The 25758-nt window shown below is 60.6% G+C and carries 26 protein-coding genes and 1 tRNA gene; 13 read left to right on the top strand and 14 right to left on the bottom strand.

What is annotated here, in order from left to right; translation table 11 throughout:
• Nucleotides 1-711: IS3 family transposase (locus MTX36_RS12190; protein WP_243619994.1), on the top strand; the 711-nt coding region annotated here is incomplete at its 5' end.
• 259 nt (nt 712-970) lie between these two features.
• Here MTX36_RS12190 and MTX36_RS29860 read toward each other — a convergent pair.
• Complete coding sequence (locus MTX36_RS29860; RefSeq protein WP_279394512.1) at nt 971-1102, bottom strand: hypothetical protein; 132 nt, start codon at nt 1100-1102, stop codon at nt 971-973.
• A 386-nt stretch (nt 1103-1488) separates the two neighbouring features.
• Between MTX36_RS29860 and MTX36_RS12185 the strand changes: the two genes are divergently transcribed.
• On the top strand, nt 1489-3186 hold the full coding sequence (locus MTX36_RS12185) for a fumarate hydratase (RefSeq protein WP_243620011.1): 1698 nt from the start codon (nt 1489-1491) through the stop codon (nt 3184-3186).
• 67 nt (nt 3187-3253) lie between these two features.
• On the opposite strand, the gene MTX36_RS12180 is transcribed toward MTX36_RS12185, so the two are convergent.
• Genes MTX36_RS12180 through MTX36_RS12155 form a run of 6 tightly spaced genes read right to left on the bottom strand, consistent with a single transcriptional unit; the run spans nt 3254 to nt 7456 of the window.
• Nucleotides 3254-3604 carry a hypothetical protein gene (locus MTX36_RS12180; protein WP_243619993.1) on the bottom strand — a complete coding sequence of 117 codons (351 nt, stop codon included), beginning with the start codon at nt 3602-3604 and terminating at the stop codon, nt 3254-3256.
• Between the two features lie 51 nt (nt 3605-3655).
• Entirely contained in the window at nt 3656-4222 is a 567-nt protein-coding gene (locus MTX36_RS12175; RefSeq protein ID WP_243619992.1) for a mismatch-specific DNA-glycosylase, read from the bottom strand.
• A gap of 20 nt (nt 4223-4242) precedes the next feature.
• Nucleotides 4243-5571, bottom strand: coding sequence for a WS/DGAT domain-containing protein (locus tag MTX36_RS12170; protein WP_243619991.1), 1329 nt, complete (start codon nt 5569-5571; stop codon nt 4243-4245).
• 34 nt (nt 5572-5605) lie between these two features.
• Entirely contained in the window at nt 5606-6073 is a 468-nt protein-coding gene (locus MTX36_RS12165) for an SRPBCC family protein (RefSeq protein ID WP_243619990.1), read from the bottom strand.
• On the bottom strand, nt 6070-6453 hold the full coding sequence (locus MTX36_RS12160; protein ID WP_243619989.1) for a phage holin family protein: 384 nt from the start codon (nt 6451-6453) through the stop codon (nt 6070-6072). Before MTX36_RS12160 ends, MTX36_RS12165 begins: the two co-directional genes overlap by 4 nt.
• A 37-nt stretch (nt 6454-6490) precedes the next feature.
• On the bottom strand, nt 6491-7456 hold the full coding sequence (locus MTX36_RS12155) for an L-lactate dehydrogenase (RefSeq protein ID WP_243619988.1): 966 nt from the start codon (nt 7454-7456) through the stop codon (nt 6491-6493).
• A gap of 109 nt (nt 7457-7565) precedes the next feature.
• Between MTX36_RS12155 and MTX36_RS12150 the strand changes: the two genes are divergently transcribed.
• Nucleotides 7566-8408 (top strand): PE-PPE domain-containing protein, encoded by an 843-nt coding sequence (locus MTX36_RS12150; protein WP_243619987.1) that lies wholly within the window; start codon nt 7566-7568, stop codon nt 8406-8408.
• A 63-nt stretch (nt 8409-8471) separates the two neighbouring features.
• Nucleotides 8472-9569, top strand: coding sequence for a glycerophosphodiester phosphodiesterase family protein (locus MTX36_RS12145; protein WP_243619986.1), 1098 nt, complete (start codon nt 8472-8474; stop codon nt 9567-9569).
• A 67-nt stretch (nt 9570-9636) separates the two neighbouring features.
• Here the strand turns inward: MTX36_RS12145 and MTX36_RS12140 are convergent, their stop codons facing one another.
• Together MTX36_RS12140 and MTX36_RS12135 are read right to left on the bottom strand one after the other, a co-directional pair.
• Nucleotides 9637-11073 (bottom strand): MFS transporter, encoded by a 1437-nt coding sequence (locus tag MTX36_RS12140; protein WP_243619985.1) that lies wholly within the window; start codon nt 11071-11073, stop codon nt 9637-9639.
• Nucleotides 11074-11308: 235 nt separating this feature from the next.
• Nucleotides 11309-13006, bottom strand: a complete 1698-nt coding sequence (locus MTX36_RS12135) for a 3-ketosteroid-delta-1-dehydrogenase (RefSeq protein ID WP_243619984.1) — start codon at nt 13004-13006, stop codon at nt 11309-11311.
• 216 nt (nt 13007-13222) lie between these two features.
• Here MTX36_RS12135 and MTX36_RS12130 point away from each other — a divergent pair, with 216 nt between their 5' ends.
• The 4 genes from MTX36_RS12130 to MTX36_RS12115 all read left to right on the top strand — a co-directional run bounded on the left by MTX36_RS12130 (nt 13223) and on the right by MTX36_RS12115 (nt 16699).
• Nucleotides 13223-13597: a RidA family protein gene (locus MTX36_RS12130; RefSeq protein ID WP_243619983.1), complete on the top strand. Its 375-nt coding sequence runs from the start codon at nt 13223-13225 to the stop codon at nt 13595-13597.
• A gap of 182 nt (nt 13598-13779) precedes the next feature.
• Nucleotides 13780-14889, top strand: a complete 1110-nt coding sequence (locus tag MTX36_RS12125; protein ID WP_243620010.1) for a phosphotransferase family protein — start codon at nt 13780-13782, stop codon at nt 14887-14889.
• Nucleotides 14889-15971: a TIGR03857 family LLM class F420-dependent oxidoreductase gene (locus MTX36_RS12120; RefSeq protein WP_243620009.1), complete on the top strand. Its 1083-nt coding sequence runs from the start codon at nt 14889-14891 to the stop codon at nt 15969-15971. The genes MTX36_RS12125 and MTX36_RS12120 overlap by 1 nt, the downstream gene beginning before the upstream one ends.
• Before the next feature lie 5 nt (nt 15972-15976).
• Nucleotides 15977-16699 carry a TetR/AcrR family transcriptional regulator gene (locus MTX36_RS12115; RefSeq protein WP_243619982.1) on the top strand — a complete coding sequence of 241 codons (723 nt, stop codon included), beginning with the start codon at nt 15977-15979 and terminating at the stop codon, nt 16697-16699.
• 1 nt (nt 16700) lies between these two features.
• Here the strand turns inward: MTX36_RS12115 and MTX36_RS12110 are convergent.
• A tRNA-His gene (locus MTX36_RS12110) sits at nt 16701-16773 on the bottom strand.
• Nucleotides 16774-16983: 210 nt separating this feature from the next.
• Here MTX36_RS12110 and MTX36_RS12105 point away from each other — a divergent pair.
• Together MTX36_RS12105 and MTX36_RS29855 are read left to right on the top strand one after the other, a co-directional pair.
• Nucleotides 16984-17961, top strand: coding sequence for a pseudouridine synthase (locus MTX36_RS12105; protein WP_243619981.1), 978 nt, complete (start codon nt 16984-16986; stop codon nt 17959-17961).
• Nucleotides 17962-18202: 241 nt separating this feature from the next.
• On the top strand, nt 18203-18328 hold the full coding sequence (locus MTX36_RS29855; RefSeq protein ID WP_279394511.1) for a hypothetical protein: 126 nt from the start codon (nt 18203-18205) through the stop codon (nt 18326-18328).
• A gap of 470 nt (nt 18329-18798) precedes the next feature.
• Here the strand turns inward: MTX36_RS29855 and ychF are convergent, their stop codons facing one another.
• The 3 genes from ychF to MTX36_RS12090 form a co-directional block, all read right to left on the bottom strand.
• The gene (gene ychF / locus MTX36_RS12100) at nt 18799-19878 is read right to left on the bottom strand and encodes a redox-regulated ATPase YchF (protein ID WP_243619980.1); all 1080 of its coding nucleotides are present in this window, start codon (nt 19876-19878) and stop codon (nt 18799-18801) included.
• Between the two features lie 77 nt (nt 19879-19955).
• Nucleotides 19956-20381 carry a CD225/dispanin family protein gene (locus MTX36_RS12095; protein WP_243619979.1) on the bottom strand — a complete coding sequence of 142 codons (426 nt, stop codon included), beginning with the start codon at nt 20379-20381 and terminating at the stop codon, nt 19956-19958.
• A 58-nt stretch (nt 20382-20439) separates the two neighbouring features.
• Nucleotides 20440-21018 (bottom strand): bifunctional 2-polyprenyl-6-hydroxyphenol methylase/3-demethylubiquinol 3-O-methyltransferase UbiG, encoded by a 579-nt coding sequence (locus tag MTX36_RS12090; RefSeq protein ID WP_243619978.1) that lies wholly within the window; start codon nt 21016-21018, stop codon nt 20440-20442.
• A 57-nt stretch (nt 21019-21075) separates the two neighbouring features.
• On the opposite strand from MTX36_RS12090, the gene MTX36_RS12085 reads away from it, so the two are divergent.
• From MTX36_RS12085 to MTX36_RS12075, 3 genes are all read left to right on the top strand, one after another.
• Entirely contained in the window at nt 21076-22653 is a 1578-nt protein-coding gene (locus MTX36_RS12085; RefSeq protein WP_243619977.1) for an FMN-binding glutamate synthase family protein, read from the top strand.
• 87 nt (nt 22654-22740) lie between these two features.
• The gene (locus MTX36_RS12080; protein WP_243619976.1) at nt 22741-25023 is read left to right on the top strand and encodes a carbon starvation CstA family protein; all 2283 of its coding nucleotides are present in this window, start codon (nt 22741-22743) and stop codon (nt 25021-25023) included.
• A gap of 2 nt (nt 25024-25025) precedes the next feature.
• On the top strand, nt 25026-25220 hold the full coding sequence (locus MTX36_RS12075; protein ID WP_243619975.1) for a YbdD/YjiX family protein: 195 nt from the start codon (nt 25026-25028) through the stop codon (nt 25218-25220).
• A 25-nt stretch (nt 25221-25245) separates the two neighbouring features.
• Here the strand turns inward: MTX36_RS12075 and MTX36_RS12070 are convergent, their stop codons facing one another.
• On the bottom strand, nt 25246-25683 hold the full coding sequence (locus tag MTX36_RS12070) for a hypothetical protein (protein ID WP_243619974.1): 438 nt from the start codon (nt 25681-25683) through the stop codon (nt 25246-25248).
• Between the last annotated feature and the right edge of the window lie 75 nt (nt 25684-25758).

The raw sequence follows: 25758 nt of genomic DNA, 5'->3' as shown, positions 1-25758 counted from the left end.
GGAATCCGGCAGCATCCCGACTGCACACGGGTCGACCGGTCATATTCGGATACTGATTCGGGCCGTGAAAACATGATCGGCGAACCGCTCAGGCCGGCAGCGGCCTCTCATGCAAGATTGAGGCTAATCTGCCAAGTGCGGCGGAAAAAGAAATACAACTCCTATCGAGGCGATGCCGGCAAGGTCGCACCGAATGTGTTGGACCGCGACTTCTGCGCCAGCGCACCGAATCAGAAGTGGGTCACCGATGTGACCGAGTTCCGTGTCGGTCACCAGAAGCTGTATCTCTCGCCCGTGATGGACTTGTTCGACCGACAAATCATTTCCTACTCGGTCGGCACATCACCGAATCTGCAGCTGACCAACAGTTCTCTGCGCGCCGCGATCGCATCCCTCAGCGACGGGCAGACACCACTGGTGCACTCGGACCAGGGATTTCAGTACCAGCACCTGTCCTGGCGGAGCCTGATCATCAATTCCGGTGCAACTCAGTCGATGTCGCGTAAGGCAAACTGCTTCGACAATGCCGTGATCGAAAATTTCTTCGGCCATCTCAAAGAAGAAGTCTTCCATCATGTCCGATACCTCAGCATCGATGCGTTGGCTACGGCGCTGCACGATTACATCCACTGGTACAACCATGAACGCATCTCCACAAAGCTCCAGGGCCTGAGCCCGGTGCAATACCGGGTTCAGGCCCTGGTGGCTTAGGCTCTTATTTGGCCAGTCCAACTTCCGGGGACCAGTTCAGATAGTGCATGGGCCCTTTGTTTCGCTGAGGCTTACTTAGCGTCGGGAGTTCCACCGCTGAGCTTGGTCAGCATGTCGAACACTGCAGTACCGGCCTTGTTGACGCCTTCGATGACTGTCCCGAGGATTTCGACGGATCCCATGTGTACTCCTAGTTTGTGTCGTCTGAGTCAGACGAGATCAAGAATTGTGGCGCTGGACCAGAATCAGGTCAGCAGGATCAGGGTGCGATCTTGAAGCTGCCCGTGTTGGTCTCTACCGAACCGAGGAAGGTGGCGAAAAGCTGATCGCCGGCTCCAACCGAACCGAGACCCTTGATAGCCAAATTCATGATCGATGCCAGTGAACCCATGTGAATCTCCTCTGAAAGATCAATGAACAGCCACCGCAACAACCTGAAAACATCAGGAAGCATTGACGGCTGCGTCACACTTACGGTGAACATGTAACGTGGGTAACAGTAGCCACACGGATGTTCGGTAGGCAATGAAATTAGACATGTTAATTATTATTATTGCTAATTAGCTTGGCTACTGAAAATATTCCGACAAGGTCGCTGTTCGGCCGGAATATTTCTCCTCATCCTCTGGCTCGTCCCCCACCACGCGTCGAAATCACGCCTGCACTCGCGGTTCAAAACCCCGACATGGCCGGTTCTCACCGCCCGGCTCGGGCACAGAAAACCTCCAAGGATAACCTGGATGCGACCTTCGCACGCACCCTTGTTCAGGAGAAATGATGGCCGACTTCCTCTATGAGGACCTGTTGCCGATCGGTGAAGACACCACCGAGTACCGACTGCTCACCACCGAAGGGGTGTCGACAGTCGAAGGCCCGGACGGCCGGACCTTCCTCCAGGTCGAGCCCGAAGCGATGCGTCTGCTGACGGAAACGGCGCTGCACGACATCAATCACTACCTGCGTACCGACCACCTGACGCAGCTGGCGAGCATCCTCGACGACCCCGAGGCATCCAACAACGACAAGTTCGTTGCCCTCGACCTCCTGAAAAACGCGAACATCGCCGCCGCCGGTGTGCTGCCGATGTGCCAGGACACCGGAACCGCCATCGTCATGGGCAAGCGCGGACAACACGTCCTCACTCCCGGTGACGACGAGCAGTCCATCGCCCGCGGTGTATACGACGCCTATACGCGGCTCAACCTGCGTTACTCGCAGAATGCCCCCATCACAATGTGGGACGAGAAGAACACCGGCAACAACCTGCCCGCGCAGATCGAGCTTTACGCCGATACTGCTGCCGGACATGAGAACTCGTACAAGTTCCTGTTCATGGCCAAGGGTGGCGGCAGCGCCAACAAGTCCTACCTGTACCAGGAAACCAAAGCGATCCTGAACCCCGACTCGATGATGCAGTTCCTCGAGGCCAAGATCCGCTCGCTCGGAACCGCGGCCTGCCCGCCGTACCACCTGGCAATCGTCGTCGGTGGAACCTCCGCTGAGTTCGCCATGAAGACGGCTAAGTACGCGTCGGCGCACTACCTCGACGAACTTCCGACCGAAGGCGCGATCACCGGCCGCGGCTTCCGGGATCACGAACTCGAGAAGAAGGTCTTCGAGCTCACGCAGAAGATCGGCATCGGCGCACAGTTCGGCGGCAAGTACTTCTGCCACGACGTCCGCGTCGTGCGTCTCCCCCGTCACGGAGCTTCGCTGCCCGTCGCCATTGCTGTGTCCTGCTCGGCAGACCGCCAGGCCAAGGCCAAGATCACGCCCGAAGGAATTTTCCTTGAGCAGCTCGAATTCAATCCGGGCCGCTTCCTTCCCGAGGTCACGGATGCTCAGCTCGACGCCGAGACCGACGGAATCTCCGGTACCGGCAAGGGCGCTGCGGTCAAGATCGATCTGACCAAGCCGATGGCCGAGATCCTCGCTGAACTGTCCAAGCATCCGGTGAAGACACGCCTGGCATTGACGGGACCGCTGGTCGTGGCCCGCGATATCGCGCACGCCAAGATCAAGGAACGCCTCGACGCCGGCGAGGAAATGCCGCAGTACCTCAAGGATCACCCCGTGTACTACGCCGGCCCCGCCAAGACCCCCGACGGTATGGCTTCCGGCTCGTTCGGTCCCACCACGGCCGGCCGCATGGACTCCTACGTCGAACAGTTCCAGGCAGCTGGCGGCTCGATGATCATGCTGGCCAAGGGAAACCGCTCCAAGCAGGTCACCGACGCGTGCAACACGCACGGCGGTTTCTACCTCGGGTCGATCGGCGGACCGGCCGCTCGCCTGGCTCTCGACTGCATCAAGAAGGTCGACGTCCTCGAATACGCCGAACTGGGCATGGAAGCTGTCTGGAAGATCGACGTGGAAGACTTCCCCGCATTCATCGTCGTCGACGACAAGGGCAACGACTTCTTTGCCCACACCGGCGAAGTGACCCTGACGATCGGCAAGCGCCCCGGTCTCTGATACATCGAATACACAAGAACCCCGGCGAATTCCGATTCGCCGGGGTTCTGGTGTATTGCAGCGTCTATCAGGTCCAGAGAACTGCCACGAACACCGTCGCGATGGACAGTCCGCCCACTGCGTGCACAAGATTCGGGTTGGGCTGCCCCTTCTTCTGCTTGGCGCGGGTGATCTCGGCCAAAGCAACGATGACCAGTGAAAGGACAAGCTTCACCGCGATCTTCGCGTGGATGTAGTTCTTATCCAGCGCGCCTTCACCCAGTCCGACAATGATCAGGCCGGAGATAAACTGGATCCGCGCTCCCCAGACCATGACCTCAGTGATCGACGGAGCCTTGAGAACCATGAAATAGCTACCTACCAAGGCAGCCATACCGAGTAGATGAATCAACACAAAGATGTTGTAAAGAAATGACATAGATGAACTGTAGCGTCTAGTTTGCGAAGCCCTTACTGAACCGAGTAAATCTCAGTCGAGAATTCCCGCGTCGAGTGCTGCAGCGCGATACTTGGCGGCCAGAGTATCCACTGTCTCATGTGCGTTGAGTCCACTGGGATTCGGCACGATCCACAAGGCGGCCCCTTCAAAATCCTGGTCCTGCCTACCAGCCTTGGCCTTCTTATCACCGAAAGCCGTTCGATAGGCCGTTATCCCGGCAAAGGCAACCACTACCGGCTTGGTTTCCTTCACGACCCGATGCACCCGAACTCCACCCACCGCCAATTCTTCGGCAGTGAGCTCATCCGCACGCGCCGTCGCCCGCACCGCCAGGTTGGTGATACCCACACCCCGATCGATCAGATGTTGCTTGTCTTCGTCGGACATCCCGCTGGAGGGATTGATCTCCCGCTCGATAATGCCCGCTCGCAACAACGCTGGGTAAAACCGATTACCCGGCCGCGCGAAATGCGCGCCTGTCGCCGCAGTCCACAACCCTGGATTGATCCCGACAAACAACAATCGGCAACCAGGACCGATCAGATCGTCGATCTCGGCGTCGCGATACGACTCCAACTCCGCACGCGTGAATCCCATAGCGCCAGTAGATCAGACGGTCAGGAGAAGGCGCTGCGGACCTCGTCGATCGCGTCGTGCATCAGCTTTTCGTAGCGATCGATATCGGGAATCGACGACGGACTGGTGGTGATGCTGATCGTCACCGTATCTCCGATTCCGTGCACCCCATGGGTCAGTGACATGACCGGCGACAAACTCGGGAATCCAGCGGTGAATCGCACAACGCCGCCGCCGAGCACCAAGTCCGCAGCGCCGCGTGCCACGCTCGAAACGACGGTATTTCCTGTTACCGCTTCGGGTATCGCCGTGAAATCGTATTGCTGTACGCCCCAACGGATGAGCGGTCCCGGAACGGCTTCCATCGCCAGATCGGATGCCGCGCTGGACGGGTGAGCCGCTCGCGCTCGACGCTCGGCCATCGATTCTTTGATGCGTTCGGCGCGCTCACGCAAGTCTGGAACCTCCGGGAAGAGGCCTACTCCGGCGTTGCGGAAGTGGTTGCGGGATTTCGGCTTTCCGTCCTTCGCGATGGTCACCTCAGCGCCCAACTCCGGTGGAACAGAACCGTCCGCTGCGGCCAGATAGTTGGTCAGGGCAACGGAGATTGCCGTCATGGCTCCTACCGTGACGGAGACTCCGTCAGCCCGCAAATCTGCCGCGTCGCGCACCACCATCCGCACCAGTCGGTGTGGATCCGGCGCGATGTTCGATCGAACCTTGGTCCGGTTGGGAGCTTGGGGCGCAACAACCTCAGCCAATGTGTCGGCGTCCAATTGCAGTTGCGCCTGATGTCCGGCGCGGCCGTCACGAAAGAGTCGGAAGATTTGCCCGGGAAGCCGCAAGGCTGCGCGCATCAGTATTTCAGCCGAACTGCTCGAGCGGGTGTCAATGACTTCGGGCGGCGGTGCCTCTTGCGAAAAGAGTGTGCGGGCAATTGCCGTCGCCCGCTTACCGTCGGCCAATGAATGAGCCACCTGCAGAACAGCAATCAACGCCGGTCCGTCGCAACGCGGTGCGCCGCGTACACCTTCGAAGAGATGCAACAGCCACGGTGTTGCACGCGGATTGACGTGATTCTCGAGGAGCACCTCGATCGAGTTGATGCACCGATCCCAGGACGGCTCAGCAAGCTTGTGCGTCACCACCAACGCTTGCGTGATCGGCATCGGTTCCCACAGTGGGTAGTCCAGATGCCAGGGCACTTCACGAATGCGCACGCACAAATCAGGCATGGTCGATGCACGTTCGATCAGCGACCGCCTGAGGTCTTCGATGGACTCCGATTGCCCCTCGAAGCAATACAGCAGGAGTTGATCGTTGGGGATCTTCTCCGAAATCCAGAAGGTTTGGGCGTCGGTGGGCGTCATCCGTAACACCCGGGAGACGGTACCACCGGGCGCGTCAGCCCTTTTCGGCCACAGCTTTAAGCTGTGCAAGACCCTTCTCGAAATCTTTGCCCACCATTTTGTCCATGCTGAAGATGAACCCGAAGGCCTTGAAGAAGAAGTTCTTCTTTCCGGTCATTCTCCACGTCACGGCCACATTCTCACCCTGCGGTTCCAGCAGGAATGTCGTGACGTTCTGCGCTTTGAACGGTTTGAGGAACAAAAGATCCAACACCACACGCTCGTTCGGAACGGATTCCGTGATCGACATCGATCCGGAACCTGCCTTCTTGTTGCCCGACCAGGCGTACGACGCTCCGACGCCCTCGGTTGGACCCCTGTACGTCCGCTTCATATCGGGGTCTAGGCCTTCCCACGGTGACCACGTCGTCCAGTGATGGAAATCGTTGATCAATCCGAAGATCGTGGGCGCATCCGCGTTGACTAACGCGCTGCGTTCGACACGAAACTCATCGGAACTCATGCCTTCCGCTCTTGCACTTTCTTGCGAACGAACAGCAGCGGCAAAACCAAGGTCGCGAGCGCCGTGACGAGCCAAACGATGACTGTCGCCGAAATCCAGGTTGTCGTACCTGTGATCTGTAGGTCAGAGAAAATCTGGGCCAGGAGCAGCGCGACAAATGTCGACACCAGACCGATACCACCGAGGAATGCGGGTGCATGGCGCTTCGCCATTTTGGCGATGAACGGTGAGAGAACCGACTGCGCAATCGCAAAGATCACAACCGCGGTGATAAATCCGGATGCGGGCGCAGAGAAGCCTGAAAGGATCAACGACGCGACGAGAATACCGACGGCCGCTGAGCCTAGAAAGATCGCGGCGCGAATCAGAAAGCTAATCATCGACTGATCCTATATGCCGGTAATCACTCGCGACAGATTACAACCCGAGCGAATTCTGAACTTCTCGAAGTGTTTCCGCTGAGGCGCGCAGTCCCGACTTCTCCCCCGCGGACAGAGGCAGTTCGAGTACCCCGCCCGCGCCGGTGCCGCCCACGAGAGTCGGCAGAGACAGACACACTCCTTCGAGTCCGTGCACTCCATCCTGAAGTGTCGAAATAGGCAGGACCCGCTGCTCGTCTCGCAGCACCACTTCTGCCATGAACGCACTCGACAACCCGATCGCCAAGTTAGTCGCGCCCTTGCCCTCGATAATCTCGTACGCGCTCTGCACAACGGCCCGCGCTATGTCGCCGCGGACCGCGGAATCAAGAGTATTTCCGGAAAGGCCCACAAACTCTGTGGCCGGAACACCACCGATGGTTGCGCTGGACCACGCTGGAATTTCCGAATCACCGTGCTCCCCGACGATAAATGCGTGCACATTCTCGACTGCGACCCCCAATTTCGAGGCCATCAGAAAACGTAGTCGCGCGGTGTCCAACACTGTTCCCGAACCGAAGATACGGCCGGCGTACGACGGACCGACGGCGTGCACTGCCGCAAACGTCACCACGTCGACCGGGTTGCTGACAAAGAGGATGACAGCGTCGGGAGACACTGCGAGCAGTTGCTCCGTCAGTGTCTGCGCGATCTTCACGTTGACTGCTGCCAGTTCGAGGCGCGACTGACCCGGTTTCTGTTTGGCGCCGGCCGTGACGATCACCAGGTCGGAGCCCGCAGTGACAGCGATATCGTCGCCGCCGTCCACCACACAAGGCGGCGTGAACTGCGTGCCGTGGTTGAGGTCGAGGACTTCGGCCCGCACCTTGGCGGTATTCGTGTCGTAGAGAGCCAGAACATCCGCCGATCCGCGGATCAGACACGCGTACGCGATTGCAGTACCGACGCTTCCGGCGCCGACGATGGAGACCTTCTTTTTCCGAGAGCGATGTGCCGTCGTCATACCTTTGATCGTGCGCGCTTTGTCACGATTTCGCAGCGTGTACGGATTGCCAGCGTCCTCTCAGGCTTTCGATGCGAACCTCTCAGAATCGCCAGGGACTATGGCAAACATGGCTGAGGTAACTGTTCTTGCAGTCGGTGGCACCGGCGAATCCCATCCCGGCGACGACCGCACCCGTGTGGCGGGTTTGCTGAGTGCTGTCACCGATGAGCTCGACGATCGTTTCGTAGCCCAGTGGATCGGTTACCCCGCCTCGTACGGTCCGGTTGCGGACGGCGGCTCGAGCTTCCGCCGCAGCACAGAGTTGGGAGTGAAAGCGCTCTTGACTGCGATCTCCAAGATCAGCGGACCCATCATGCTCATCGGATATTCACAAGGGTGCACGGTCATTCGAGCTGCCCTGCCGAAATTTAACGGCCGCAACATCATCGGTGTGGGATTGATCTCCGATCCGCAACAACCGGCCGGTGTGCTCGCCGGTTGCGAAGGACACGGAGTCGCCGGAGTAGGCCCGGATGTTCCGCCGTGGATTCCGGTTCAGTGGATCGGGCACCCTCAGGACATGATCTGTAATGCCAGCGAAGACAGCTACATTCGTGACATCGCCGACCTCACCCGCTGGATGTCCTTCACTCAAGCCAAGGTCTGGCTTCGCAAGGTATGGGAACTGCTCCGTCGCAATACATTCCAGAATGCCCAGAAGACTCGTTTCAGTCCCAAACAGTGGCGTACGGACCTGAGACGCATCCGTACCGCATTCCTCGAAGTGCTCGGATATCTACCAACTCGGTTGAACTGGCGCAGCATTCAGTTGCAGAACCCTCGCGGTGGGCGGCACATCAGCTACGCGATCGAACCTCTCGACAGTAGTGGGCTCACAGGTTGCCAGCTACTGGCAGACTGGATGGGCGGCCAAGCAAACGGCGTCGAGCAACCCGCCCACGCTGCCTGATCTTTACCGTTAGTAAACCTAACTATCCCCATCGGGTCATTGAGCGTCTCTACGTTCCTTTCCATGGAACTGACCAAAATTCTGTCCTGCGCCGCAATCGCTGTCGCACTCCCCTTCAGCGTGTTGGCAGCACCGGCTTCCGCAGCGCCCACCGGTAGCCTGGACTGGCCGGGGGCACTGGGAAGCCTGGCGCCCCAACCAGTTTCAACGTTCGATGTCCAGGCTCATCGCGGCGGGCTGGGACTGTTCACCGAAAGCAGCCTGCCCGCCTTCTCCAATGCCCTCGAAATGGGTGTGAGCACGCTGGAACTCGATACACAGGTCACCGAAGACGGCATCGCCGTCGTCACACACGATCGCAAGATCTCGAACAAGAAGTGCCTCGACACCGCGCCGGCCACCGTCGGCGACCCGGAGTTCCCCTACGTCGGCAAGTTCATCAATACTTTGAACCTCGACCAGATCAAGACGATGGACTGCGGAACTCAGCAGCTCGCCGGATACCCTGAGCAGCAGACTGCTCCGGGCGCCAAGATGCAGACTTTGAACGAAGTACTCAACCTCGTGAAGTCGTACAACGCGCCCGGCGTCAAGCTCAACATCGAAACCAAAGTTGAAGCCGGAGCACCACACGAAACTGCTCCACGCGAGCAATTCGTCTCCGTCGTGCTCGACACCATCCGAGCAGCCGGCATGCTGGAGCACGTCACCATTCAGAGCTTCGACTGGGGTTCACTCATGCTCACCCGGGAACTTGCTCCGAGCGTTCCCGTGGTCGCGCTGACAAACGGCGATTTCCTGCAGGTCGGCAAAGACGGCGCCTCACCTTGGCTGGGTGGAATCGATATCGACGATTTCGGCGGTGACGGCATTGCAGCCGTTGCAACCTTCGGCGCGTCCGCGTACTCCCCCGTTCAAGGAGTTCCGCAGGGCGGCAAGGTATCCGATCCCGGTTTCACGCTGTACCCGACCGCAGCGATGATCGAGAGCGCCCATGCACGCGACATCAAGGTCATTCCGTGGACCGTGGATGACCCGGCAACGATGCACGCACTGATCGATCTCGGCGTCGACGGAATCATCACCGACTTTCCCGACCGACTTCGCACCGTTCTGACCGAGCGTGGCCTGGAACTGCCCGCACCAGCGGTCAAGAAGTAACCGATATCGCGATGGGCCGAGAGGGACTACTCCGGCCCATCGCGATGTTCGTCGAAGCTTCTGTTTGTCAGCGGTTTTCGTACTTGATGCCCAGAGCGAGAATGATCGTCACGACGCACGTCGTCACCAGCAACGCGCAGACGGCACCGAGCGCGGCAACTGTCGGTATCGACGTTCCCGGAACCACGAGAGACGCGAGCAAAACCGTTGTGATCGACGTTCCAACCGCCATTGAGGCAGTTCGCACAACGGACTGACTACCGACAGTTTCGCTGGTGCTGTGCTCGGGAACAAATTCAACGAGAAGGTTCGACAACGATGTGTACGCGAAGGCCGTTGCGATGGAGACGACCACCACGAGCATCGCCATCCCGACCAATGAATCATGGAACACGAAGAAGCCGGCACACGCGACGAGGAACATTCCGGTTCCGATCAACAGCGAACTGCGCGCTCCGATCGATGCTGCCAGCTTTCCTGCGAGCGGCGTGAACAACATTCCGACCATGGCACCGACAAACGACAGAAGGCCGGCGGTGGTCGGCGAAAGGCCGAGTCCGAACGGCGAGGTTGTCGGCGATTGCATGATGATCGGAATGAGCATGGAGGCCACTCCGATAGGACCGAGCCCGAGAGCGAGTGTGCTGAGCATGGTGAGCGCGATGTTGCGTTCGGCAAGGAGACGTAGATTGACGATCGGCGATGAGCAGTTCAACTCCCACCGCACCCACCAGGCAAAGACCGTGAGACCGACTACAAGTAGACCGAGTACGCGACCATCGTCCCAACCCCACGACTTTCCTTGCGTGAGACCCAACAAGATCGACGCCACAGACACGGCAAGCCCCGCTGCTCCCGCGAAATCGATCGGCTGGCGAGTGTAGGTCCGACGGCGCCACGGCAGTACCGCTTCGACCAGGATGATGCACAGGATGGCGTAGAGAGCGGTGACGACAAAAATGTATCGCCAGTCGCCCAGGTCGATGATCACACCGGCGACGACCAGCGACGCCGCGCCCGCTGCAATTGCCGATCCGGCGATCAAGGCAACTGCCATCGGGACCTTGTTGGCCGGCAGGTGTTCACGCGCCAGCCCGATACACAGCGGCAGAATCGCGCCCGCAACACCCTGAATGGCGCGGCCGATGATGATGCCCTCGAGAGTCCCCATGGACATGCTCACGATCGAACCCACGGCGGCACAGGCCAAAACCACCATCAGAACTCGTTCACGCCCGTACATATCTCCGAGTCGCCCACATACCGCGGCAGAAGACGCTGCGACGAGCAGGAATGCCGTCACGGACCATCCGACGGCCGAGGTATCGGCGTCGAAGATCTCGGCGAATGTCGGCAGTGCCGCGTACATCATCGATGTCTCGAATGCGCTGATCACCTCGACTGTGATCAGCACAGCCAGGATGAGCCAAACTGGTCGAGACCGTTCGTAACGACTCTCTGCACGGTCCGCTAGAGGTCTAGTGGGTCTCGCCGTTGTCCGCATTCAAAGCTTCTCGTGGATATCTGTATCGCTCACGACACGGTAACGATGTGACTCTTGATACAAATTACTCATTCCAGTCAGTGGGAGCACACCGAAGGTGTATGCGAGCCTACGGCCGTACGACGCGGGCCCCTTCCGGACCGGTGCCGACATGCAGAACGGGAGACCAGAGCACGTCCCGTCGCCGGAATACGTGCGCTGACCTCCCGTTGGGTCGAGCGCTTACTTGATCGAGCTACCGCGCTGCTGCGTGCTGCGCGGCGATGTAGCCGTAAACCAGCCCCTGGCCGATCGTCGCACCCGCACCCGGATACGAGTGGCCGAACGCATTCGCGGCGGTGTTGCCGATCGCGTACAGCCCATCGATGGCGCTGCCGTCTTCACGGAGAACCCGAGCGTGTTCGTCGGCGCGCACGCCGCCGCACGTGCCGAGGTCACTCAACGTCATCTTCACCGCGTAGAGGGCCTTGTTGTCGAGCTTCCGCAGGTTCGGGTTCGGGGTTACGGTCGGGTCGCCGTAGTACCGGTCGTATGCGCTTGCGCCTCGACCGAACTCGCCGTCGCTACCGGCCGCAGCCGCGTCATTGAACTTGCCGAAGGCTTCGACAAACGCGTCCTCGGGCAGACCGACCTTTCGGGCAAGCTCGGCTGGACTGCTCGCCTTGTGCGCGATACCGGAGTCGAAGAATGCCTGAGGAAGGGGCTGACGCGGGAAAATGCCGCCGGCAAACACGTAACTGTTGCGGTACTCCTGGTCGAAAACAAACCACATCGCCTCGGCCGGGTCGCCGGCCTTCTCCCGGTCGAGCACAACCTGACCGAACGACATGTAGTCGGTGGCCTCGTTCACGAAACGTCGACCGGTCTGGTCGACGATGAACGAACCGGGCAGAGCGCGCTCGGCGAGCATCACCATCGGCGGCCGGCCCTTGATGCTCGCCACTGCGGGGAACCACCACGACTGGTCCATCAAGCCGATGCCGGCGCCCAACTCCTGCGCGGCCTCGATCGCCTCGCCGGTGTTGCCCTCTGCGCCCAGGCTCTCGTGCTCACCGAGACTCTCCGACTGGTACTTGTGGCGCCACTCCATGTTGTGGTCGAAGCCGCCGGCAGCCAGCACAACGCCGCGCCGAGCCGTCACCGTGACCTCGCGTCCGTCTTGGATTACGACGGCACCGGTGACGCGGTCGCCCTCGGTGACGAGCCGAACCAACGACGTTTCCGTCCACACCGGGATATTTGCCTGCACCACGCCGGCAAACAGGCCAGCTGCGAGCGCCTGACCACCGGCAATGTATTCGCGCTTGAGGACGTACTTACCGAAAACGCCCTGTGACAAACGACGGAAGATGCGGGGAAAAGCCTTGAACGGCTTCTTCGCCATCAGGTTCATCCACTTGTAGTCCGCACCGGTTACCGGCATCGGCAGACTGGCTTCCATCAAACCGGGGCGCAGGCGACCGCGTTCAGCTCCCAGCACGGACGCGTCGAACGGCCGGCACTCGCAGGTGCGACCGGCAGCGCTACCGCCCGGCAGTTCGGGGTGGTAGTCGGAGTAACCCTCGGCCCAGAAGAACTTCATGGGCGTCGTGCGGTAAAGCATGTCGACGGTGGCTGCGCCGTGGTCGACAAACGCCTCGCCCCGCTCGGCCGGTGCCGAATCACCAACCACCGCACGCACATACGTCTTTGCGCGCTCGATGGTGTCGCCCGCTCCGGCATCTGCCAGAACAGGGTTGGCGGGCATCCAGAACGCCCCACCGGATCGTGCCGTCGAACCGCCCACATACTGCGTCTTCTCCACAATCAGCGTGGACAAGCCAAGCTCGTTCGCGGCCAGGGCGGCAGACATGCCGGTGCCGGACCCGATTACCAGCAGATCGACCGCGATGTCGTGTGCGCGTGTCGCGGCGGGTGCCAAATTCTTAGCCATTGAGCAAAATCCCTTCACGTGGTTTATCGACATACGACGCTAGGCCAAGTGCCGCCCAGCGGGGTCCTGATGCCCAGTCAGCGGAATATTGCAGGTGGAACCGGAACCGTTGCAGACCCTTTAAGTCACACCCCTTAATGCGGGTGATCGTCCCGTTTAATTCCTGTAGGTTCTGGACGAGTCGGCGCTGACCGGAAGTCGAATCGAGGAGGACGAATGTCAGTGGGCAAGAAGTGGGAAGAAGAGTACGGGTACTCGGATATCGTGCGCAGCGGTGACCTGCTCTTCATATCCGGACAGACCGGCCTCGAAGCCGACGGTTCGGTACCCACAGACCCGAGCCGTCAGTACGACCTCACGTTCGCGGCAATCGGCGGATTGCTCGCCGAGCACAATGCGTCGCCGCAGGATCTTGTGGAACTGGTCAGCTTTCACATCGACTACCCGCAGCACATGCAGGAGTTCATGGAGTCGAAAGCCCGTTTCCAGAATGGTGCGCGTCCGGCTTGGACTGCCGTCGGAGTCGCTGCACTCGGAAAACCCGGAATCCTCTTGGAGGTCAAGGCAATCGCGCGGATCCGCCCGGAGTGATGCCGTAGCACTGGCCTCGTCCATCGGCACGTCTTTTACCACTGCGGATCGGTCCGCGGGCCGAATCAGATTCTTTGAGAGGGTTCATTGACAATTGCCGGTCCAGCCCCGATTGTGGACGAACCCGGCACTGCAAAGGGCAATCTGGAGGAAACGTGACGGACAATCAGGCACCCGATGACATGAAGTTGCAGCGCTCCACCCTGGACACCGCCGGCGTGCCTGCCGCGCTGGCAAGCTGGCTTGCCACCAAGCTCCCGAATGGCGCAGAGCCCTCCGTCACCTTGCACCCCCGGATCGACGCCAACGGGATGTCTTCGGAGACAATAACATTCGACGCAACCTGGCAAGAAGACGGCCGACCGCACACTGCCTCCTACGTTGCCCGAGCAGCACCGAGCGCGCAGGATGTCCCGGTCTTCGAGAACTACTCCCTCCAGGACCAGTACGACACCATGCGAATCATCGGTGAGCGCAGCGAGGTCCCCGTGCCGCAGGTGAGTTTCATGGAGCCGTCGGGTTCGGTGCTCGGAACGCCGTTCTTCCTGATGAACCGTCTCACCGGGGTTGTCCCGCCCGATCTGATGCCGTACAACTTCGGCGACAACTGGCTCTTCAACGCATCACCGGACGACCAGAAACGTCTGCAGGACAACACCGTGAAAGCACTTGCGGCGCTTCATTCAATCCCTGACGCAGACACGGTCTTCGATTTCCTCGATCCCAAGGAACCGGGCACGACCGCGTTGGCGCGCAACCTCGCCCACACCCGCGCCTGGTACGAGTTCGCGCAGCGCGGCCTCGGACCCTCACCCCTGATCGAGCGGGCGCTGGAGTGGCTGGAAGCCAACCTGCCGGAGACCACCGAAACGGTGCTGGTCTGGGGCGACGCCCGGTTGGGCAACGTGATGTACGACGATTTCGAGCCGGTCGGAGTACTCGATTGGGAGATGGCGAGTGTCGGCCCACGTGAGCTGGACCTGTCGTGGCTGATCTTCGCGCATCGTTCCTTCGAGGCGATGACAACAAACTTCGGACTCCCCGGCATGCCGGACTTCATGCTCGAGGAGGAGATCCTGGCGACGTATCAGGAGCTCACCGGCGTCGAGGTCGGAGACCTCAGCTGGTACCACCTCTACAGCGCCGTCAACTGGGGCGTGCTGTTCATGCGCACCGGAGCCCGGTCCATCCACTTCGGGGAGGTCGAACGGCCCGACGACGTCGAGACCATCATGTTTCATCGATCACTGTTCGAGAACCTGCTCAATGAATTGGAAACGGCGGCACCGTGATAGACCAACTGAACGAACTCGGCTACTACGCGGTGACCCGGCATCCAGCCGATGCAAAGGTGATCTTCGCCGAGGCTCGCGAAGCGGAGGCACTCGGGTTGGGCGCCTGCCATGTTGGTGAGCGCTTCACAGTGAAGGACGCGGGGGTCTTGTCCGGCGCGCTGGCAGGCTGCACCACCAGCCTGGGTATCGCCCCGTCCACCAACCCCCACACTCGGCATCCCACGATCACTGCAACCATCGGTTCAACGATGCACGCACTGACCGACGGACGCTTCGCCCTGGCCTTCGGTCGCGGCATGGATGCCTATTGGCAGGCCAACGGCCTTCCCATAGTGACCGAAGCCAGGCTGCGCGACTACATCGGCATCCTTCGCCGGCTGTGGGACGGCGAAATGATCCTCAACCACGACGGGCCCGCCGGGAAATGGCCGATGCTACGTCATGTCAACGGGCTGGAAGACTCGCCGCCCATCGGCATGGTTGCCGTTGGACCCAAGACCATGGAAATGGACGGCGAAATCTGCGACTTCGTTGTGCTGCATACGTTTTTCTCCGACGAAGCAACCGAGTCGTCGGTCAAGGCCGTGCGCCGCGGGGCCGAACGGGCGGGCAAGGACCCCGACAGCGTCCGGATCTGGGCGTGCCTGGCAACAGTCAGCGACACCCTGCCCGCGGAAGACCGTCTACGCCGTCGGGCCGGAAGGCTCGCTACCTATCTGCAGGCATACCCGGACGTCCTGGTCCGCGCCAACAAGTGGGATCCAGCGGTGTGGGAGCGGATGCGGTCGACCGACCTTTTTGCGAACGCAGCCGCTGCCGGACCTATCGACGCCAGTGCGTCGATCGAAACACTGGAGCAGCTCGACGCGATGATCCCCGCTGAATGGCTGGGCGCGGCGGCCACCGGATCGCCTGAGGATTGCGCGAAAACCGTTGCCCGGCAGTTCGATCTGGGCGTGGACTCGGTCATCATGCACGGAGCCACCCCGCAGGAACTAGCGCCGGTCGTCGCGGCGTATCGCGACAATCGGCCGACACTACGCAAGGCCGTCGCAGTCAATCCAGGCCGATTCGTCTGAACTCCGTGAGCGAACCACCGAACTCCGTGAGCGAACCACCGAACTCCGTGAGCGAATCACCGCAGGCTGCTCGAGCGTTGGCGCAGTGGCTGGTGGCCGTCCAGGCGCCAGCCACGCTGTCGGCTGCGGGCACGCGTCTGAACAAGCGCGGCCGCGAGACCCGAGCGCGATTGCTCGACGTCGCCATCCACGCTCTGGCCGACAGCGGCAGCGAACCTGTCTCCGCGAACAGCATCGCGAAGGAGGCCGGTGTCTCTTGGGGCACCGTGCAGCACCAGTTCGGTGATCTGGATGGTTTATGGGTTGCCGTGGCCACCGAGATCCACGCTCGTAGTTGGGCCCAAAACCCTGGTCCGTGGCCGGCTCTGACAGGGTCACTGCGGGAGCGGGTCGAGTCCGTCATCGAATCCGTGTGGATCTACCTCGCGACAACCGAGGGACGGGCACTCACCGCACTGCGTACCTGGCTGCCGGCTCAACGCTCGGACCTCATCGCCGAATATCCCCGGACGGCAGCAGCTCTCGCGGCCCGCGAACACGATTGGATTCAGGGCTTCGACTACCTGATGGACGGTCTCGACCTATCCCCCGACAAGCTGTACAACGTCCGATGCTTGCTTCCGGCAGCAGTTCGCGGCCTCAGCAATGAGCGGGAGCTTGGCTTCACGTCAGAACTCGACGTCGCCCGCAGGACGCTCACGGAAGCGCTTGTGGCATATCTGAACTGAGTCCCTCTGGGCGGTTACGATCCGCCGTCGCCCGAGTCACAGTCGGGTGCTCTTACCAATTGAGCTACAGAAGGTGTGGGCCGCAAAACCTTTCGGCCGCAGTCATGTTGTCTGTCGGAACCATACGGAACCTTCTCCAGTCCGCGCTACTGATTTATTCCGGACCAGTGCAGGTTGCGGAACAGCGACCCGTCCCGATCCGAGAAATGTCCCCGCGGGGACGTCCCCGTCAATGCCACACCGAATCAACGGCCCGGAGCGCGGACTGACCCGCAGTCGATGGGATGATGGCGTATGTGTCGATGCCCCCACCGCTGCCCGTCAAGAACGGAGTTGGCCCGACGCGCCTACGCATCCCGGCGTCTGGTCCGTGGGCGACGATCGCCGAGTACGTCGTGGCGAAGTTCGACCACCTGGACTCCGAAAACCTGTATCGGCGGTTCGACGACGGGGAATTCGTCGGTATCGACGGCCATCCGATCTGCCGAAGCACAAAGTTCAGCGCGCACCAGTTCCTCTGGTACTACCGTGAATTACCGGCGGAGGACCCGGTGCCGTTCCACGAAGAGATCCTGCACGTCGACGACGACCTCATCGTGATCGACAAGCCGCATTTTCTCCCGACTACCCCCAGCGGGCGCTACCTGCGCGAGTCCGCGCTTGTCCGACTGCGGGTGCGCCTCGACAACCCCGATCTGACCCCGATCCATCGACTCGACCGCGGCACCGCAGGCCTGGTGATGTTCTCGGCCCGTCCCGCGACGCGCGGCGCCTATCAGTCGCTATTCGAGAAGCGGCAGGTCACGAAGGTCTACGAGGCCGTGTCGGCGCGACCACCCACGTGGGACCAGGACGCGCCGACGCTCGACGGACGCGTCGTCCCCCTCGTCTACCGCAACCACATTACGGCCCGCCGCGGCGAGTTGCGGGTTGTCGTCGACGAAAGCCGTGAACCTAACGCCGAGACCATGATCGAGGTGCGAGGGATCGGTGTGAGCGCTTCCGGACGTACTGTGCTGCACACGGTTCTGCGTCCGCACTCCGGACGGATGCACCAGTTGCGGGTGCATCTGGCGGCCCTCGGCGCCGGGATTCTGGGCGACCGGCGCTACCCTGACCTGCTGCCCGACGCGCCGGACGATCATTCCCTCCCACTGCAATTGCTCGCGAGGGAACTCGAATTCACCGATCCGTTGTCGAGGAGACCGCGGCGGTTTGTCACCCGCCGGACGCTCAGCGAGATCCCCACGTCGGACGACTAAGCGCCCGCCTGCCGTCTGGGAACGGGGTCGGGGCAATCCGGGCAATCATGGCGAGTGCGCTAAACAACACTCAATGGGAACGGTCTTTGGTATTCTCTGCCAGCAGCCATGCGAGTACCGTCTGGCCTGGTCGCGCCGGACGCTCCACTCAACGAGGCGCGAGTGAGGCGCCCGGGACTGTCGTTTCTTCGGCATCCAGCCGATATCGCTGCACATCCATTACCACTTGAAGGAGTTAGATATGGGTTCGTCCCCCGATTTCACGCTGGCCGAGAACATTGCCGGATTTGCCAGCTGGGCTTTCGGAAGTCTCGTCATGGTCGGCGTCGCCAGTGTTATCGCCCGTTCACTGAGTTCCGCTAGCTGACCGACGCGCGAGGCGGCTTTCGCGCGGCTCCCACGCGTGAGATCGCATGTTTCGTCCATGCAGGGTTGAACGCCTACGAGCATCGCCCTGTTCTATAGACGACGGATGGCCCCCACCTGTGAGGGTGGGGGCCATCCGTCGTATGTGCCAGCGCTCCCCAAACGTGATCGGCCCGTCGTGCGCTGGCATGTCCCCCTGCAGCCAAGCACGATCAAGACACGGTTCCAGAATGCTCGCTCAGTTCTATGTGCCGCCAAACGAGACAAGATGCTCGCCGAGGATCCGACCGAGCGCATCACCCCTGACAGGCTGCTCGAGATCTTGGCGGAACATGCGCGTCAGTTCGTTGGCATCAACCGCATGCCTGGCTGTTCCCTGACGAGAACGCCCCCTGGCATCAGAACTCGGTCGGCCATCGTTGCGGACCCACTGCGGACGGAGAGCCAGGAAAGACCCTCTGAACAGGGATTCTAAACGTTGAAGCGGAACTCCACTACATCCCCGTCAACCATGATGTAGTCCTTGCCCTCCATGCGGACCTTGCCGGCAGCCTTGGCTGCAGCCATGGAACCAGCCTCGACGAGATCGTCGAAGGACACGATTTCGGCCTTGATGAAGCCGCGCTCGAAGTCGGTATGAATGACGCCGGCAGCCTGCGGCGCGGTGTCACCCTTGTGGATGGTCCAGGCGCGAGCTTCCTTCGGACCAGCCGTCAGGTAGGTCTGCAAGCCGAGGGTGTGGAAACCGGTGCGAGCAAGCGCGTACAGGCCAGGCTCGGTCTGACCGATGGAGTCGAGCATTTCCTGGCGGTCTTCCTCGTCGAGTTCGAGGAGTTCCTGCTCGACCTTCGCGTCGAGGAACACGGCGTCGGCCGGTGCGACGGAAGCGCGCAATTCAGCGACCTTCGCGGCATCGGTGAGCACAGCCTCGTCGGCGTTGAAGACGTACAGGAAAGGCTTGGTGGTGAGCAGGCTCAGCTCACGCAGAAGTGCGAAGTCGAGCTTGTCCTTGACGCTGAAAAGCGTCGTACCCGCGTTGAGGAATTCCTGAGCCTTGAGAGCCTCTTCGTAGGCAGGCTTGAATTCCTTGTTCTTGCGCGCTTCCTTGTCCAGACGTGGGAGCGCCTTCTCCAAGGTCTGCATGTCCGCGATCACGAGTTCGGTCTCGATGACCTCGATGTCCGAAGCCGGATCGACTTTGCCGTCGACGTGAATGACATCGTCGTCGGCGAAGACGCGAACTACCTGGCAGATTGCGTCGGCTTCACGAATGTTGGCGAGGAACTTGTTGCCCAGACCAGCACCTTCGGAAGCGCCCTTCACGATGCCGGCGATGTCGACGAAGGACACCGTCGCAGGCAGAATGCGCTCGGAACCGAAGATCTCGGCGAGCTTCTGCAGCCGCGGATCAGGCAACTCGACCAGGCCGACGTTGGGTTCGATGGTTGCGAACGGGTAGTTCGCAGCCAACACATCGTTGTTGGTCAGTGCATTGAAGAGGGTGGACTTGCCGACGTTGGGCAGTCCGACGATTCCGAGGGTAAGGCTCACGATCTGTGGATTCTACGGCGTGCCGCCATTGCACGAGGCAGTCGCCCTGAGTTTCAGGGCAACCGCCTCGGCCCACCTCAGTACGTGTTGTCGATCGAACTGCCCGCCACGGCGAAAATCACGATGATGAAGATGAAGTACAAAACAATCAGACCCACAAAAATTCCGAGCGAGATCTGGCCGAGCTTCTTCACGCGATCCGACGCGTACTGCGCGCCCTGATGATCACCCATCGCCCACTTGGGGTAGATGTCGTGCAGGTGGTTGAAGGCGGCGAACGCCACCGGCCAGAAGAAGATGATCGACGCGACAGCCCAGCCTGCATTCGACTTCGGCGGACCGAACTGCGGAGCCGCGTATGTCGGCGCCGCACTGTATTGCTGCGGAGCCGCGTACTGACCGCTCGGGTACTGCTCGGCGCTGGGAGCCTGCGGTGCTGCGCCGTACTGGTCGTACGGCGGCGCTGCCTCGTAAGCATTCTTCGGATCTTGTGGATCTGTCATCGGTCCCCCAGAGCTAGGTTCGAACACTGTTACTTGTGAACCTAACGGACAGTCGGGCCTAATTCTTGCGGGCGAGAGTGACAACCCAAGTCGCGTCGGCGCGCCATTGGCGTAGATCCCACGTCGAGAACCGCTGCTCGACGCGCAGCCCAACAGCGGCGAGGTCCGAGTCGAAGTTGTCGACGCCGTAGTCGTAGTCCGTCGCGAAACCGGTGATCAGCACGCCGCCCGGTTCGAGGTGATCCGCCAGCCGGCGCAGGACGGTTTGCTCGGTACCGCGGGCCAGAAAGATGAATACATTTCCGGCTGCGACGACGGCGTCGAACTTCTTACCCAGGTCGAGTTCCGCGAGATCACCGAGGTGCACGTCGAGTTCGGGATGCGTGCGAGCCTCGGCGATCAAGACGGGATCGAGGTCGACGGACGTCACCAAGTGCCCGCGCCGCGCGAGTTCGAGTCCGACGCGCCCGGTTCCACAACCGGCGTCCAGGATTCGCGAACCCCGCGCCACTACGGCATCGACAAACCGGGCCTCTCCATGCAGATCTGCGCCCTGCTGCGCCAGATTGTCGAAACGCTCGATGTATTCGCGTGAATCGGATTCGGAACGCTCGGACTGCCATCTGGTGACGCTCATAGTTGTGATCCTAGAACTTGGCCGGTGTGTGTCAGAGGGTGCGCCTAGGCTCGCGGAGTGACTCGACTGCTGATCGTGTTCGTGATGTGGGCGTTCGGCCTCGGTGCCGCGACGCTCGGAGTGTTTGTCTCGCCCGGATGGTGGGTGATCGCAGTTCTGCTGCTCGCTTTGGCCGGCGTCGGGACTTACGACGAACTGCAACGCCGGCACAGCATTTTGCGGAACTACCCGATTCTCGGCCACGCACGGTTTCTCCTGGAGAAAATCCGACCCGAAATTCAGCAGTACTTCATCGAATCATCTACCGATGGAACTCCTTTCGATCGGGAGACACGCGATCTGGTGTACGAGCGAGCCAAGGGAACTCTCGCCGAAGAACCGTTCGGTACCGAGCGCGACGTCAATGCCGTCGGCTACGAGTTCATGATCCATTCACTGCGGGCGCGCACCGCCCCGGACACAATTCCGCGTGTTCGTCTGGGCGGACGTGATTGCACCAAGCCCTACGACATCGCCCTGCTCAACGTGTCGGCGATGAGCTTCGGTTCGTTGTCTGCCAACGCAATCGAAGCCCTCAATGCCGGCGCGGCACGCGGCGGATTCGCCCACGACACCGGCGAGGGCGCGATCAGCCCGTACCACCGCAAACATGGCGGCGATCTGATCTGGGAAATTGCCTCCGGTTACTTCGGTTGCCGATCCGACGACGGCACCTTCGATCCCGACAAGTTCGCCCAACACGCAACGTCAGATCAAGTCAAAGCCATCTCGATCAAGCTCTCGCAGGGTGCCAAGCCGGGACTCGGCGGTGTCCTTCCCGGAGCGAAAGTTTCGCACGAAATCGCTGAAACACGAGGGGTTCCCGTCGGAAAGACGGTGATATCACCACCAGCGCATACCGCATTTTCGACGCCCATCGAACTGGTCGAGTTCATCGCCACATTGCGCCGCCTGTCCGGCGGCAAGCCAGTTGGCATGAAGCTGTGCATCGGATCGCGTCGTGAATTCCTGGGTATCTGCAAGGCCATGATCGAACGCGGCATCACCCCCGACTTCATCATCGTCGACGGCTCCGAAGGCGGCACCGGAGCAGGTCCGGTCGAGTTCGAGGATCACATGGGCATGCCGCTCACCGAAGGCCTGATGCTCGTTCACAATTCCTTGGTGGGCACCGGATTACGTGACCAAGTGAAGGTGGGAGCGTCGGGAAAGGTTGCCAGCGGTTCCGACATAGTCAAACGCATCATGCAAGGCGCAGATTTCACGATGGCAGCTCGCGCAATGATGTTTGCGGTCGGATGCATTCAAGCTCAGATGTGCCATACCAATCGCTGCCCGGTCGGGGTCACCACCCAGGACCCGGCACGCACACGCGCACTTGACGTTCCGGATAAAACCGAGCGGGTGTACCGATTCCAGAAGGCGACAGTCGCAAGCGCGAGTCAGATGATCGCGTCCATGGGACTCGACTCCTTCGACGAACTACAACCGTCGATGCTCAACCGCCGCGTCGACGGCCTGACAACACGCACCTACGCCGAACTCTACGAATGGCTGATGCCGGCCGAACTTCTCGAGTCTCCACCACAGAGTTGGCTCACAGATTGGATCGATGCCGACGCTGTCCGTTTTTGACACTGCGAATGCCCACTCCGAGTCTTACAGTGACAGGTGCCCCGCAGTGATGCAGGACACACATGTGCGACTGGACGGAGTTCGTCGATGAGTCTGAAAGCAGCACCCGAGCCCAATATCGAGTACCTGAAGACAGATCCTGACCTGCCACCCGTCGGCGTAGTGGATCGCACGCCCATCTCACCGACCGCACGCGTCGTGTTCCTGATACTCGGACTGGTGGGCGGCGTTGCCTGGTACGTGATCGCGATCGTGCGCGGCGAGCACATCAGCGCCGTCTGGTTCGTACTGGCCGCTATCTGCACCTACCTCATCGCCTATCGGTTCTATGCACGGTTGATCGAACGCAAAATCGTCAAACCTCGCGACGACATCGCCACCCCCGCCGAGATCATGGAAAACGGCACGGACTACATGCCGACCGACCGGCGAGTTCTGTTCGGCCATCACTTCGCTGCAATTGCGGGCGCCGGCCCACTGGTCGGCCCAGTCCTGGCTGCCCAAATGGGTTATCTCCCCGGAACCCTGTGGATCATCGTCGGCGTTGTATTCGCCGGGGCCGTGCAGGATTTTCTGGTTCTGTGGATCTCGTCGAAGAGGCGAGGACGCAGTCTCGGTCAGATGGCCCGCGAAGAATTGGGCCTCGTCGGTGGAGTCGCCGCATTGATCGGCGTCTTCGTCATCATGATCATCCTCATCGCGGTGCTCGGACTTGTTGTTGTCAACGCGCTGGCCGAAAGTCCGTGGGGTATCTTCTCCATCGCCTTGACCATCCCGATTGCCCTGTTCATGGGCGTTTACCTCCGCTACCTCCGCCCCGGAAAAGTATCGGAAGTTTCCTTGATCGGCGTTGTCCTGCTGCTCTTCGCCATCATTTCGGGCGGCTGGGTCGCCGATACCGAGTGGGGCGTCAACTGGTTCACGTTTTCCCCCGTAGTCATCGCCTGGATGCTGATCGCATATGGATTCGCCGCGTCGGTCCTACCCGTCTGGCTGCTCCTCGCACCGCGCGACTATCTGTCGACGTTCATGAAGGTCGGCACGATTGCACTGCTGGCCATCGGAATTCTTGTCGCCCGCCCTCTCCTGAACATGCCGGCGGTAACTCCCTTCGCAACAGAAGGAAACGGTCCGGCCTTCGCAGGTTCACTGTTCCCGTTCCTGTTCATCACCATCGCCTGCGGAGCACTGTCCGGCTTCCACGCACTCATCGCGTCGGGAACCACTCCCAAACTGTTGGAGAAGGAAAGCCAGACCAAGATGATCGGGTACGGAGGCATGCTCACCGAATCCTTCGTAGCAATCATGGCTCTCGTGACAGCCTGCATTCTTGATCAGCATCTGTACTTCGCTCTCAATGCTCCGGCTGCACTGACAGGCGGAACACCGGAAACCGCAGCCGAATACGTCAACAGTCTCAACCTTTCGAGCGGTCCCATATCCCCCGACGTCCTGAGCCAAGCGGCCGCCGACGTGGGTGAACACTCGATCATCTCGCGGACCGGCGGCGCACCGACTCTTGCTTTGGGGATGTCCCAAGTCCTCAGCGATGTCTTCGGCGGTTCCTCACTCAAATCGTTCTGGTACCACTTCGCGATCATGTTCGAGGCGTTGTTCATCCTCACGACGATCGACGCCGGCACCCGCGTCGCCCGATTCATGCTCTCGGATTCGCTCGGCAACTTCGGCGGTCCCGCCAAGAAGTTCAAGGACCCGTCGTGGCGCATCGGCGCGTGGCTCTGTTCGTTGATCGTCGTTGCTGCCTGGGGCGCGATCCTGCTGATGGGAGTCACTGATCCACTCGGCGGCATCAACACGCTTTTCCCGCTGTTCGGCATCGCCAACCAACTTCTCGCGGCAATGGCCCTGACCGTCGTATTGACGGTCGTCATGAAAAAGGGATTGTTCAAATGGGCCTGGATTCCGGGCGTGCCGTTGTTCTGGGATCTGTTGGTGACCATGACGGCGTCGTGGCAGAAGATCTTCTCGTCGAACACATCCATCGGTTACTGGGCGCAACACAATGCATTCAAGGAAGCGAAAGAAGCTGGAAAGACCTCGTTCGGATCCGCCAAGACACCTGAAGCCATCGACGCCGTCATTCGAAACACGTTTATTCAGGGAACATTGTCGATAATGTTCGCGGTCCTCGTACTCATCGTCGTAATCGCCGGACTCGTCGTGTGTGTCAAGGCTTTCCGCGCCGGCGGCTTGCCCACAACCGAATCGCCGGAGGAGCCGTCCAAGATATTCGGTCCGGCCGGATTCCTCACTACCCCAGCCGAAAAAACAGTGCAGAAAGAGTGGGACGAACTGATCAAGGCCGGCAGGGTGAGGGCACCCGGCGCAGCACACGGAGGTGGTCACTGACCATGGCAAACAAGATCGTTACGGGGTTACGTGGTGTCCTGTGGTGGGTGCGCTCGGTGATGGGCGATTTGGACTACGAGCGATACGTCGAACACACACGCCGTCACCGCGCCGATGCTCAGGTTATGAGCGAACGAGAATTCTGGCGTCGACGCCACGCAGCAGCGGACGCCAACCCCGGCGCCCGCTGCTGCTGACGGTACCCCTTACTTATGGCGCGGTTCAGGGGCAGGCGGCCTTCGCCAATTCGTAAATGTGGCCTGCCTGTTCCTGCGTCGGAACCGTGCCGTTGTTCTCGGCGAGTGTGATGATCTCCTTCTCCACAGCCTCCTTGTCGGTCCCCTTCGCGACTTCAGTGCAGGTCGTCGTCAGGATCTTTTCGATGTCCGCGTCATCACGATCGGCCGCCAACGGCGCATACGCGCCTCGGAAAGTCGCAACGAACAGAGCTGACTTGCCCTGATCGATTGCAGTACCGGCTGACTGCTTTGCGCTCTCCAATGCAGAACCTGCCGACCCCTTTGCACTCTCCAACGCTTGCTGTCCGCTGGTCAGAGCGTTGTTGACCTGGTTCTGGGCGTCGTCCTTGCTCTCGGTACTGCATGCACTCAGTCCGAGAACAACAATTGCGGCTGCCATAACTGCTGCTGCGATTTTCATAACAGAAATGGTAGTCGTGTATCGGTGTCACAAGTACACAAATGCATGTCGCAATCGTGCCTGCCTGCGCAACTT

Origin of the sequence: Rhodococcus sp. ARC_M6 (assembly GCF_022810305.1) — a bacterium.
In the GTDB taxonomy this organism is placed as follows: Bacteria; Actinomycetota; Actinomycetes; order Mycobacteriales; family Mycobacteriaceae; genus Rhodococcus_F.
This window is presented reverse-complemented; position numbering and strand designations above follow the sequence as displayed.